Annotated in this window: 11 protein-coding genes and 1 pseudogene; 10 read left to right on the top strand and 2 right to left on the bottom strand. The window is 35.9% G+C overall.

Annotation, left to right across the window (positions count from 1 at the left end; genetic code table 11):
* The 9 genes and pseudogenes from ABDZ53_RS12445 to ABDZ53_RS12405 all read left to right on the top strand — a co-directional run.
* Window positions 1-406 (top strand): hypothetical protein (locus tag ABDZ53_RS12445; RefSeq protein ID WP_343756996.1); only part of this gene is annotated, 406 nt, incomplete at its 5' end.
* A gap of 128 nt (window positions 407-534) precedes the next feature.
* Window positions 535-2,136 (top strand): ABC transporter ATP-binding protein, encoded by a 1,602-nt coding sequence (locus ABDZ53_RS12440; protein WP_343756994.1) that lies wholly within the window; start codon window positions 535-537, stop codon window positions 2,134-2,136.
* A 14-nt stretch (window positions 2,137-2,150) separates the two neighbouring features.
* Window positions 2,151-3,119 (top strand): ribosome small subunit-dependent GTPase A, encoded by a 969-nt coding sequence (rsgA, locus tag ABDZ53_RS12435; protein ID WP_343756992.1) that lies wholly within the window; start codon window positions 2,151-2,153, stop codon window positions 3,117-3,119.
* A 231-nt stretch (window positions 3,120-3,350) separates the two neighbouring features.
* Window positions 3,351-3,758: a type VII toxin-antitoxin system MntA family adenylyltransferase antitoxin gene (gene mntA / locus ABDZ53_RS12430; protein WP_343756990.1), complete on the top strand. Its 408-nt coding sequence runs from the start codon at window positions 3,351-3,353 to the stop codon at window positions 3,756-3,758.
* Window positions 3,759-3,861: 103 nt separating this feature from the next.
* Window positions 3,862-4,152 (top strand): annotated as a pseudogene (gene hepT, locus ABDZ53_RS12425) (type VII toxin-antitoxin system HepT family RNase toxin); the annotation flags it as partial.
* Between the two features lie 418 nt (window positions 4,153-4,570).
* Window positions 4,571-5,098 (top strand): GrpB family protein, encoded by a 528-nt coding sequence (locus ABDZ53_RS12420; RefSeq protein ID WP_343756988.1) that lies wholly within the window; start codon window positions 4,571-4,573, stop codon window positions 5,096-5,098.
* Window positions 5,099-5,170: 72 nt separating this feature from the next.
* The gene (locus ABDZ53_RS12415) at window positions 5,171-5,521 is read left to right on the top strand and encodes a cupin (RefSeq protein ID WP_343756986.1); all 351 of its coding nucleotides are present in this window, start codon (window positions 5,171-5,173) and stop codon (window positions 5,519-5,521) included.
* 190 nt (window positions 5,522-5,711) lie between these two features.
* Window positions 5,712-6,314 carry a WD40/YVTN/BNR-like repeat-containing protein gene (locus ABDZ53_RS12410; RefSeq protein ID WP_343756984.1) on the top strand — a complete coding sequence of 201 codons (603 nt, stop codon included), beginning with the start codon at window positions 5,712-5,714 and terminating at the stop codon, window positions 6,312-6,314.
* Window positions 6,315-6,344: 30 nt separating this feature from the next.
* A complete protein-coding gene (locus ABDZ53_RS12405; RefSeq protein ID WP_343756982.1) occupies window positions 6,345-6,710 on the top strand; it encodes a hypothetical protein in 366 nt (121 codons plus the stop codon).
* 47 nt (window positions 6,711-6,757) lie between these two features.
* Here the strand turns inward: ABDZ53_RS12405 and ABDZ53_RS12400 are convergent, their stop codons facing one another.
* The gene (locus tag ABDZ53_RS12400) at window positions 6,758-7,234 is read right to left on the bottom strand and encodes a SixA phosphatase family protein (protein WP_343756980.1); all 477 of its coding nucleotides are present in this window, start codon (window positions 7,232-7,234) and stop codon (window positions 6,758-6,760) included.
* 193 nt (window positions 7,235-7,427) lie between these two features.
* On the opposite strand from ABDZ53_RS12400, the gene ABDZ53_RS12395 reads away from it, so the two are divergent.
* The gene (locus tag ABDZ53_RS12395; protein WP_343756978.1) at window positions 7,428-10,844 is read left to right on the top strand and encodes an endo-beta-N-acetylglucosaminidase; all 3,417 of its coding nucleotides are present in this window, start codon (window positions 7,428-7,430) and stop codon (window positions 10,842-10,844) included.
* 47 nt (window positions 10,845-10,891) lie between these two features.
* Here the strand turns inward: ABDZ53_RS12395 and ABDZ53_RS12390 are convergent, their stop codons facing one another.
* Entirely contained in the window at window positions 10,892-11,239 is a 348-nt protein-coding gene (locus ABDZ53_RS12390; protein WP_343756976.1) for a DUF2200 domain-containing protein, read from the bottom strand.
* Window positions 11,240-11,348: the final 109 nt, after the last annotated feature.

Raw genomic sequence — 11,348 nt, 5'->3', positions numbered from 1 at the left:
ACTAAAAGTGGTTGGCAAAGTTCTTAACTTTTCATTGCAATTTTCTAAACATTTATCTTGCAAAACACAACACTTAGTTGAGAAGAAGTTAAATAAACTGAGTGATATGGGGATCATGAAACAAGAGTATATTACTTTTTTATTAAATGTTATTGAGTTTAACATCATCCACTGTAACAGTGACGCATTAGAATACTGGATAAGAAAAGCTGAAGAAGAATTAAAAGGGTCTTTTCTAGCTTTTGAACAGGAAAAACTAAATTATTTCAAAGGAATTGTTTTATCCTCAATCTCTCAATCAGACGAGGGCGCAGAACTGATAGATAAGGTGATGGATAATTTTGACTATTATGGCTGGAGTAAAAACAATTTACGTATAAGGAGAGAATTAAGTGTGAAGGATTAGAAAATTTCCAGCATACTAAATAAATCATCACTAATCATAACGTGATGATACTATTAAATTACTTCACAAATAGATTGTCTGAAAACTAGTTTTAAAAAATCAACAAAATATAAAATGATGAACGGAGAATGATTATTTCACTAAAAAAATATTTAAAGCAACATTGGCAAAAAAATGGCATCGTGCTTTTTTGGATAATAGTAGGGTCAGCGGTGACAGTTGGGTGGGGATGGGTTTCAGCAAATGCACTGACAGCTTTAGTCGAGTTGGATTTTCAATCCTTTATTCAGTGGATGCTGATCATGCTTGGTGTTTTTCTGGTCTGGTGTCTTCAAATATATATGCAGACTGTCTCTTACTCTAAAGCTCTTGAGGCTATGAATATATCTATGAGAGAGGATATCACTAATCGGATTGCTCATTATACCTATTCAGATTATGAAAAGCATTCAGAAGGCACGTACGTTTCCTGGTTAACTAACGACATTACAACGATTAATTACTATGGATTCGGTACGTTATCTATGATTGTTACCCAACTGTTTACAGTGTTATTTAGTATTGTAGCGATCATTAATTTCCATTACTCGTTGCTAATCACGATAAGTATCTTAGCTCTGATAGTGTTAAATACACCAAAGCTATTCTCAAAACGAATGAATGAGCGTATGACTGAGATGACTCAAGGTGATGAACAAATGACGACGAAAATGGGGGATGTTATGAACGGGTATTCCTCCTTATTCATGATGAATCTTCGCCAGTTTATCGTCTCAAAAGCTAGAGGCGCTTCTGAGGAACTAGCATCAAAAAAAATAGCTTATGCAAAAGTATCAGGCTTGATGTCAGCTAGTACAAATGGTGCTAGTTTGTTTAGTCAAATCATAGTTATCGCGCAAACTGGTTTTCTATATATCCAAGGTTTAGTGCCAGTTGGTGCGATGAATGGAACGCAATATTTCGCAGCTAATATTTTTGCAAGTTTAACGGGGTTAAGTGCGAATCTCATAGAATTGAAGACCGTTCAACCTATATTTGATAAATTTGAAAAGATAGACATTTATGAAAAGGATAAACCAAATGCAGAATCCCTCTCTAGAGAAATCAGAATGGAGGATGTTTCTTACCGCTATACCAAGATGAAAGAACCAGTCATTCAAAGCAAAACATTTTCTTTTAAAAAAGGAGAAAAGATTGGGGTGTTCGGAGCTTCAGGTACAGGAAAGTCTACTCTTTTGAATCTATTAACAGGGAAGCTAGAAGATTACTCAGGAACTATTTTTATAGATGATTTGAATTACAGGGACTTAAATATGGATAGTATTCGAGACCAAATAATCTATCTGGAACAGTCACCTCATTTATTTAATATTTCTTTAAAAGAAAACATAACTTTAAGCCAGTCTATTGCTCCTGAAATAATTCAGAATGCTATTGATAAAGCGGGATTAACTCCTTTTGTTCATACCTTAACTGAAGGCCTTGAAACATTAGTGGAGACGAATGGAAAAAACTTTTCTGGGGGTCAAAAACAACGCATTGCTTTAGCAAGAGGATTAGCCAGTGGGAAAGAGGTTGTGTTGTTTGATGAAGCAACGGCTTCACTAGATGAACAGTCGGCTAAAGAAATAGAGGATTATTTAATGGAATCTAATCTTACAGTGATTATAGTGAGTCATCATGTAAGTGAGGAATTAAGAGGGAAGTTTGACACAATTTATCAATTATAAAAAGGCGGTTTTCAATGAAAATAGTAAATGATTTTGGGGTTGCTGAATTTAAAAACAAAATGGAGCTAGAAGATGAGTTAATTGGACGTATCGTGAAACAAACGCATCATACCTATTCCGTTGCAACAACGGACTGCATTTACGACCAAGTAAAACAAAAACTTTCCAAAAGCGATAAAAAGAAAGGGGCACTAACGTCAACGTATGTTGTAGGAGATTTTGTGTCTTTAGAAAAAACAGAGGAACATATGTGGATAAAGGAATGTTTCAAGAGAAAAAACGTTTTATCCAAAGCAAAAAGTCAGGCTAAAAAGACAAGGAAAGTGCAAGAGAAAGAACAGCTCGTCGCATCAAATGTTGATCATGTATTTTTAACACTTTCGACAGATCAGCGATTTACATTATCTAAGTTGGAGCGTTATCTTGTGACTTTCACTGAGTATAATATAAAACAGACAGTACTTATTACGAAGTCTGATTTTTCTGAACAGGCTGATTATTTAGTCAGTCAAATTGCAGCTGTTTACCCAGAGTTAGACATTCTAAGGGTGAGTGCATTAAAAGAAAGTGGCATTGACGAAATAAAGGAGAAACTAAAACCTGGTACGACTACTATTTTAATTGGAGCGTCCGGAGCGGGGAAGTCGACGATTATTAACAAACTAGTTGGTACTCACAGAGAAAAAACGAATGAGGTACGAGTGGATGGTAAAGGGAAACACACAACGACGTATTCGACCATTATCCCTATACCAGATACGGGAAGTTACATTATTGATACACCAGGAATAAAAAGCATAGCGACTACGAAGAAAACAAAAGAAGACACTCTTTTTTCAGACATTATAGACCTTGCGAAAGACTGTAAATTCCGTGACTGTCACCATCTGTCAGAACCTAAGTGTGCAGTTAAAAAGGCGGTAGAGTTGGGGGAGCTGGATGAGCAGCGATTAACTCGTTATAGAAAAGTGAACGGCATATAAAAATTTAGAAGACTTGGCGTTACAGAGTCATTAATACAAAAGTATCAGTAAGAAGAACGTGAACGACACTTTTCTTTGTTTTATCACCTATCATGAACTGTAAAAGATTGAAGTGAAGTATGGAAGCCGTTTTTGGTATATTATTATTGTACAAGTGTAGGATATTAATAAATAAATACGTGTCTTCACTAAAAAACTGAATCCTAAAAGTATAAGAGTGGAGTTGAAGTCATGAAGCTATCAAAAGCAACTAAATATAAAATAGTCCAGTTCTTAATAGATGAATTTAACCCGACATTTATTTATCTCTTTGGGTCATTTGCTAAGGGAGAAGGACGAAACGATAGTGATATCGACTTAGCTATTTATACTGAAAATATAATCGATCCTTATACCTTATTGATGTCGGCTAGCTCCCTCGCATTTGAAGTGAAAAGAGAGGTTCAAATCGTTCATCTAAAAGACATCAGCACCGTTTTTACTGCTCAGGTAGTTGGAACGAAAGAGGTATTATACTGTAATGACGAATATAAGATGGCGAATTTTGATATCTTAGCATTTAAAAAATATACGAGACTGAATGAAGAAAGACAAATTATATTAGATGCTATTGATGAGGATGGAAACATATATGGATAAAGACATTTTGTACAATAAGATGAGTATCATTGAAAGATGTTTAATAAGAATTAGGGAAGTTTACGACGATAACCCAAAAAATCTATAGGCTTATACTAAGCAAGACTCGATAGTACTTAATTTCCAAAGAGCAGTTGAAGCAACTATTGATATAGCTATGTATCTTGTTTCCATAAATAAGCTAGGCATACCTCAAAATAGCATAGACGCTTTTGAAGTATTATATAAAAATAATGTTATAAGCCAGGAAATTTTGAAAAGAATTAAAGGCATGATGGGTTTCAGAAATATTGCCGTTCATAACTATCAGGAGATTAATTTGATGATTTTACAAAAAATAATAGAGAATCATTTAGATGATTTTGAAGAATTTATTAATAATGTTAACAAATGACCGAGTTAATTATAATTGATGGAAGCATTTAAAAAGAAGGAAAACACCTGAGTTTATGGAGTTCTCATGTATAAAATTATTAGTAAAATGGATTATAGTAAAAAAAGTGTAGTTCAGAGTTTTTATAAAAACCTGAACTACACTTTTTTTGTTAAATTTATAGTTCATTCGTAAATGACAAGGCTGAACTCTACTTTTTTCATTAAAAGTTCAGTTCAGCAAAAAAAGACTTTTCTGAACTGCACGCTTAGAGATTTATAATCAAAAAAGCTCCCTATGTTTTTAATACAGGGAGTCTCAGCTGTCATATTTTTCTGTATATCCATTATACCATACCAAAAAAGTCAATATAAGACTGCAATTGTTAGCTTTTTGACTATATACTGAGATTATTCAATGTATAAAGGAGAGAAAAAGTATGGAGTTAGGGACAGGAAGAAATGAAGTACGATTAGTAGAACATGATAATGCTTGGGAAGATGAGTTTAAAAGTGTGAAAAAGAACTTACTCGAACATACATCCTTGACTGACAACCAAATCGAACACATAGGCAGCACAGCAATAAAAGGAATATTGGCTAAACCGATTATAGATATCTTAGTAGGTGTAGATTCTATAGAAAGTGATACCACTGAACTGGAAAAAGAGCTAAGAACGTGTGGTTTTTATCGATTAAGAGTGAACCGTCAAGACGAAATCGTATTTGCAAAATTTACAGATGAAACATTTAAAATAAGGACTCATTATATTCATTTGACTGATATAAACAGCGACTTTTGGCATAACCGGATTTTTTTCAGAGACTACCTTAATGCTAAGGATGATGCAAAAAAAGAGTATGAAAGAATTAAATTGAATTTTACCGATGGAAAAAGTGAAGGAATAGAAGAATATACAGATTTTAAGGAAGCGTTTGTGAAAGACATTTATTCTAAAAGAAAATGACTTGATACAATGTCTATACATGAATAATATCCTATTAAAAAATATTATATAACTGAAAAAAGGAGATGCACTATGCAGTTTTTCAAACTTACCAAAGATACAGGCCTAAAAATTACTGAATTTAATTCTAACTTTTACTTGTCAAAAATCATTCAATCTAATCAACCTGTGAAAATTTCATGTATGCATTTAGGTGAAAATGGAATAATCGGTCTTCATCAAGCGACTACTCCTCAACTTTTTTTAATTATAAATGGAAAAGGACTAGTGAAAGGGAAAAATGGTAACATTGTAGAGGTAAATAGTGGATCAGCAGTATTTTGGGATAAAAATGAATGGCATGAAACACGAACAGAAGATGGATTAATCGCTATAGCAATAGAAAGTGAAGATATTGATTGTTCGATTTTAAATCCTCTATGACTACTCAGTGTTTTATAAAAAGAAAAAGGAAAATGCGGAAAAACCATAAAATTAACTATATAGTCACCGTAAAAAGAACATCAAATGTATTTAAGGGAGCCTATATACAACTTTCAATCATATTTTTTGTCATAACCTCTTATTTCAATGATAATGGAATTAAGATGAAAACTGTAATGGGGGATGACTAATGAGATTTTTCTATTTAGGTATGAAAACTGAATTGCTTATTGTTAAAGAGACAGCCAATAGTTATGAAACCACTTCACATTTAAAAGGAATGCACCCGAATCGTTTAGCTTTTGATCCTCAAAATGAAAAATGCGTGTATTGTACTACAAATGGTGATGGTCTTTTCAAAAGTGAAGATGGTGGAGAAAGTTGGAACCAAATCGGACAAGAAGACATTCATTCGTCTAAAGTCACAGCTGTGGCAGTTGATAGGAATGGTGTAGTTTATGCTGGAACTGAACCGAGTCATCTTTATTATTCAGAAGATATAGGTGAAACCTGGAATGAATTCAAGGAAATTCAGTACCTGCCTTCTAAAGAAAATTGGCGCTTTCCTCCTCGTCCTGAAACACATTTTGTCCGGTGGATTACTCCAAGTATTTCAAATTCAAATCACATGGGTGTGTCTATTGAAGCTGGGGCTTTTATACGAACAGAAGACGGTGGAGAAACATGGAAAGATAGACCGGAAGACAGTCCAAAAGACACCCATACATTATTGGCACATCCAGAATCATCTGGGAGATTGTACTCGGCTTCAGGTGATAAAGGGTATGCGTAGAGCTTGGACAATGGGAAAATGTGGATGTATATGAATGAAGGGTTAGGAGACCTCACTTATTTGTATCATATGGTGATTAACCCAAAAAATCCAAATGATCGCTTAGTATCTGCTTCTAAAAGTGCAAGAGAGGCTCATGGCGCAATTTATTCGACTGTGTTTCGTAAAATAGGAAATAACGCTTGGAGAGAAACATCTGAAGGCTTACCTACAAAAGGAGCCTACACACAAGTTCTAGCAGCTGATCCTGTAGAGGAAGACGTCTTTTTCGCTTTAACCAATCACGGTGTTTTTCAATTAGGAGCAGGTGAGACAAGCTGGAGTAAGCTGGGTATAGAGTGGGAGCCCAAATATATCAACCAACAATCCAGATGTTTTGCGGTGAAAGACTATTAAAAAGGACAACCACGGATTCCGATAACAAGGAATCCGTGGTTGTTTATTTAAGGACGCAAAGTCCATTTCGGATTAGCTACGATAGGTGTGACACTTTGCACATCTATGCTTAAAAACATCCCTTTTTTTATTTTCAGCATGTCACCTGTTAAGTGTGTGTACCACTGACCTATAGACGGCTGGTGACCGACTACAAATAAAGTTGTGTCTTTATTGTCTTCACCTAATTCTTTTGATAACTGTTTTGAAAAAGAATTAAACTCTCCTTCATAAAGGAAATCATGGATGCTACTGTTTTCGATGAAAAATTCATGAGCAATAACATGAGCTGTTTCCATCGCTCGGTTGGCTGGGCTTGACCAGATCAATACATTTCTATCTTCAATCGGTTGGATTTTTTCAGATAGTTGAGGCATCAACTGTCTAATTCTTTCTACTCCTTCGTCTGTTAAATGCCTTTTTAAATCATCATCACGTAAATCTTTATCTTCCGCAATTCCGTGTCTGACTAAAATAACTTCCATCTCAACACAGCCTTTCTTTTCTTCTATTATACTAAGGTTCAATCCGTAACAAAAACAAATTGATTTACACCACTTCCCAAAAAGTAGTGAAAATACACAATTTGACCTCGTTATAAAACGATTACATATGTTGAATTGATTTAGCTTCTCCTATACTAAGTCTTAAGGGAACAAATACAAAGGAGAATGAGACTTGGATAAAGAGACTAAACAATTAACGAATCCATTTGAAAAAGAACTATTTAATGCGTTGCCAGAAACGATTCGTCCTAAAGGTGTCAAAATAGGAATCAACACCATTTTAGAATGGAAACCTATTGAGGCTGTCAGTCACGCTATTTATAAAAGCAGCACACCTTTGGCTGATCGTAAAAAAGGATACAAGATTAATCCTTTAGCAAACACAGAAGCAAAGATTCAATCTCTGGCATTAATGGGATCTAACTCTGAAACGTACTCTGCAGTAGGTGGAAGCGAAACGATGGACATCTATGCTTTTGATTACTGGCAGTATGTTGAATCGCTTGTCTTTTGGGATGGTTTAGTTCCAACACCGGATGTGATTGATGCTGGTCACCGAAATGGGGTGCCTGTATTTGGGACACTCTTTTTCAACTGGTCCACTGCAGAAAAAGATCAGGATAATGTGCGCTACTTTTTACAAAAAGATAAGGCTGGCAAATATCCAGTCGCACACAAATTAATTAAAATAGCTGAGTTTTACGGGTTTGATGGTTACTTTATCAATCAGGAATCTGCCATGCCAGCAGACGAAGGCTATGGCGAAGAGTTTCGTCAGTTTCTTCTCTATTTAAAAAGACAAGCAAAAGAAGCAAACTATCCTATTCATATATCATGGTATGATTCAATGGACAATGACGGCTCTCGTTTTCACCATGATGCTGTTAATGCCAGTAATGATTTATACGTTAAACCAAGTAAAAATCAGATAAATCCGACAGATGAGTTCTTTATGAATTTCAACTGGAATCCAGCTAAAGTAGAATCAACAGTTCAACATATGAAAAACATCGAACGATCACCATATGATGCATATGCTGGTTGGGAACTTCAAGCGGGTGGCTACTACAATACGAATCAGAAAAAGCATGCGCTTTTTGGCGGAGACGGTCAAACGAAACTATCCCTCGGCTTATTTATTCCAGACAGTGTGATGGGAATCGCTGAAGATGGGGAAGATTTCCATGTAGAAGCGGATAAATTCTGGACAGGCTTTGGTGGCAATCCCGCTACAGAAGCAGATGAATACGAATGGTCTGGTATGTCGCGCTTTGTTGTAGACAACACCCCGATTTTAACGCCTCACTTTCATACGTCTTTTAATACAGGTCATGGAAAAGCTTGGTTTGTGGACGGGAAAAAGATGACGAACAACTCGTGGAACAGCCGAGGTATTCAAGAAGTTTTACCTACATGGCGCTGGTGGATAGATAACAAAGAGGCGACTGTCAAAGGACGCTATGATTTTGATGAAGCCTTTAACGGAGGAACTTCGCTTGCGTTTGAAGGAAGTTTTGATACTAATGGTCAGAGCGATGTTATGTTATACTCGACTGGGTTTGAGGTAGAAAAAGAGACTAAATTAAAAGTTACTTTTAAAGATAATCAAGCAGTGATTGTTGAGATTGGTCTGAGTACAGACTCGACCTACTCAGAAGACTCATTTAAGTATTACGCTTTAGAACATTCGGATGACTGGAGAAAGCAAGTCCTTGCATTACGAGATTTAGAAGGGCAGACTATTTACGCTATTAAATTAGGACTAAGGTCAGATCAAACCGTTTCTGACTATAAGCTAAACTTAGGTGAGCTGACTTTTTATAGCGATGACTCTGCTGTGGCTGCTCCTGTAGAGAGTGAAATAGTGAGCAGTCTGTTGTTCAATGCTCAAGAAGCAGAAGCTATTATAAACGTAAAACCTGTAAAGGGTGCTAAGCACTACGAAGTTTACCAAGCTAATGGAAGCAATTGGGCATTTTTGAATGCGAGCAGCTCTTCCATTATTTATTTGTCGCAGATTAGCCGTTCGAAAGAGGCGACTGGCACAAAACAGGAGTTGAAAGTACTAGCAGTTGGAGAAAATGGCGTTCGGTCAGAACCCTTCATTACATCATTTGACTGGGGGATGGAAACCACTGATACGACACTTCCAAAAGAAGAATCTCGTAATATTATGACTGAAGCTATAGTAACTAGTTATATTGATCCAGCCAGTACCGAAAATCCTAAAAACATTTTGACGGGAACGATAAATAATAACTCAGACAAATGGTATTCTTCTAACCGAACAGAAAATGTTGACGTTCAGTTTAATCACCCACGTCAGGTCGTTCGCTGGGTCGTCGAGCATGCTGGGGCAGGTGGAGAAGCAGCTGATGATGGGTCAATGAACACGAAAGACTTTAACTTAGAATACAAAGACTTGGAAACAGCTGAATGGAAAATTGCCGTAAAAAGGCATAATGTCAATGAACATATAACGGATGTCATTTTGGATGAACCGATTACTGCTCAGGAATGGCGCTTGAATATTTTAACAGCCGATAACGGATCACCTTGGGGTGGGATTCGCATTTACAATTGGAAGATGTACGAATCGATTAACAGCGAAAGCGAAAACCTTCCAATGACTACTGCAAAAACCAGCTATATTAAAGAAAATGACTATTCTGTTGCATTATCAAATGGAATAGAAGGGTCAAAAGTTTATTTGTACAGTGATAAAGAAGCTGAAAATCAGTTGGCTGAAGGTTTGGTGAATTCTCATGGACAAGTCGTTTTCCATCAGGTGACTTTAGAAAAAGAATCCGGTCTTGTTTACTACCACTCTCAGCAAGCCGGTTTAGATTTCAGTCATATACTGGCTATTCCTTATCAGAAGTCTGCCAGAAGCTTAGAGAACGTGACATTAGAAAATTCTGCCAGCGTCCTAGTGAACCAGGCCCAACCACTCGATTTATCTGAGCATTATTTAAGACTCAATTATTCTGACGAATCTCATGAAACTGTTCGATTAGATAACATCTTAGTTGTTGTAGAAACACTTGATAACAAGCAGCAGGGAAAACAGCGGTTATCAGTTTCTTATGCAGGGGTTGAGAGTGAGTTGCCGTTAGTTGTTGATCACCAACCCATAGATTTTGAGACGAAAGAAATAGCTTATCTCGAACTTGTTCAAAAACCTAGAACGACTTATTTAAAAGGAGAATCATTGAACCTATCAGAGGGCGTAGTGACGATTCACTACGCTGATGGGACGGATTATGATGTATCATTGACGGATTCTCAATTTTTTAGTATGAGTTCTTTTAATAAAAATCAAATCGGAGTACAGACTCTTACCGTCACTCATCGACACCATGAGTTTACTTTTGATGTAGTAGTCAAAGAAGAAACAGTCAACTTCCAAAGGTTGGACCAATTAATTGGAAAAGTGAATGCCTTTAAACATCAAGATAAATACAAAGAGTTGAGTGAGAAAGAGAAAGAAAAAATAGATGACTTCCTTCAATTAGCTAAAGAAAAAAGAACAGAGGAAGACATTACTCAAGCAGAGGTTGACCAGATAGTCGCTGCTTATTCGAATTAAATATATAAAAACACACGAATTCTATTTAAAAAGAATTCGTGTGTTTGCTATCTTAAGATTTTCTCCATTGGTTTTCCTTTTGCGAGTTCATCAATTAACTTATCCATATATCTTATTTCTTGCATAGTTGGCTCTTCAATCTCTTCCACACGAACGCCACAGATGACGCCCGTAATTAACCTTCTAGAAGAATTTAATTCAGGCGCCTCTTCAAAGAATGTTTCAAAATCTGTTTCTTTGTCTATGTGATTTTCCAATTGCTCTTGAGAATAACCAGTCAACCAACGAATAATACTATCCACTTCTTCTTTGGTACGTCCTTTTTTCTCTACTTTTTTAATATAAAGTGGGTAAACTTTTGCAAAGCTCATTGAATAAATTTTAGGTTTCGTCATAGTAGCCCTTCCTTTTAAAACAAACACCCCACCATGTGTTCAGAGCTCCGAAAAGTAAATGACTCCAGTATTGATGATGAGGTGTTAATTTTTATAATTTTTACTTCTT

This window comes from Alkalibacterium iburiense (genome assembly GCF_039521845.1).
GTDB lineage: Bacteria > Bacillota > Bacilli > Lactobacillales > Carnobacteriaceae_A > Alkalibacterium > Alkalibacterium iburiense.
Note: the sequence above shows the minus strand (reverse complement) of the source record. Positions and strands in the feature narration are given on the sequence as shown.

Excerpts from the sequence above, each read along its gene's own strand:
- ABDZ53_RS12405 (WP_343756982.1), top strand. The coding sequence starts at position 6,345 with ATGAATGAAGGGTTAGGAGACCTCACTTATTTGTATCATATGGTGATT.
- ABDZ53_RS12440 (WP_343756994.1), top strand. The coding sequence starts at position 535 with ATGATTATTTCACTAAAAAAATATTTAAAGCAACATTGGCAAAAAAAT.
- ABDZ53_RS12390 (WP_343756976.1), bottom strand. The coding sequence starts at position 11,239 with ATGACGAAACCTAAAATTTATTCAATGAGCTTTGCAAAAGTTTACCCA.
- ABDZ53_RS12400 (WP_343756980.1), bottom strand. The coding sequence starts at position 7,234 with ATGGAAGTTATTTTAGTCAGACACGGAATTGCGGAAGATAAAGATTTA.
- ABDZ53_RS12410 (WP_343756984.1), top strand. The coding sequence starts at position 5,712 with ATGAGATTTTTCTATTTAGGTATGAAAACTGAATTGCTTATTGTTAAA.
- rsgA (WP_343756992.1), top strand. The coding sequence starts at position 2,151 with ATGAAAATAGTAAATGATTTTGGGGTTGCTGAATTTAAAAACAAAATG.
- mntA (WP_343756990.1), top strand. The coding sequence starts at position 3,351 with ATGAAGCTATCAAAAGCAACTAAATATAAAATAGTCCAGTTCTTAATA.
- ABDZ53_RS12420 (WP_343756988.1), top strand. The coding sequence starts at position 4,571 with ATGGAGTTAGGGACAGGAAGAAATGAAGTACGATTAGTAGAACATGAT.
- ABDZ53_RS12415 (WP_343756986.1), top strand. The coding sequence starts at position 5,171 with ATGCAGTTTTTCAAACTTACCAAAGATACAGGCCTAAAAATTACTGAA.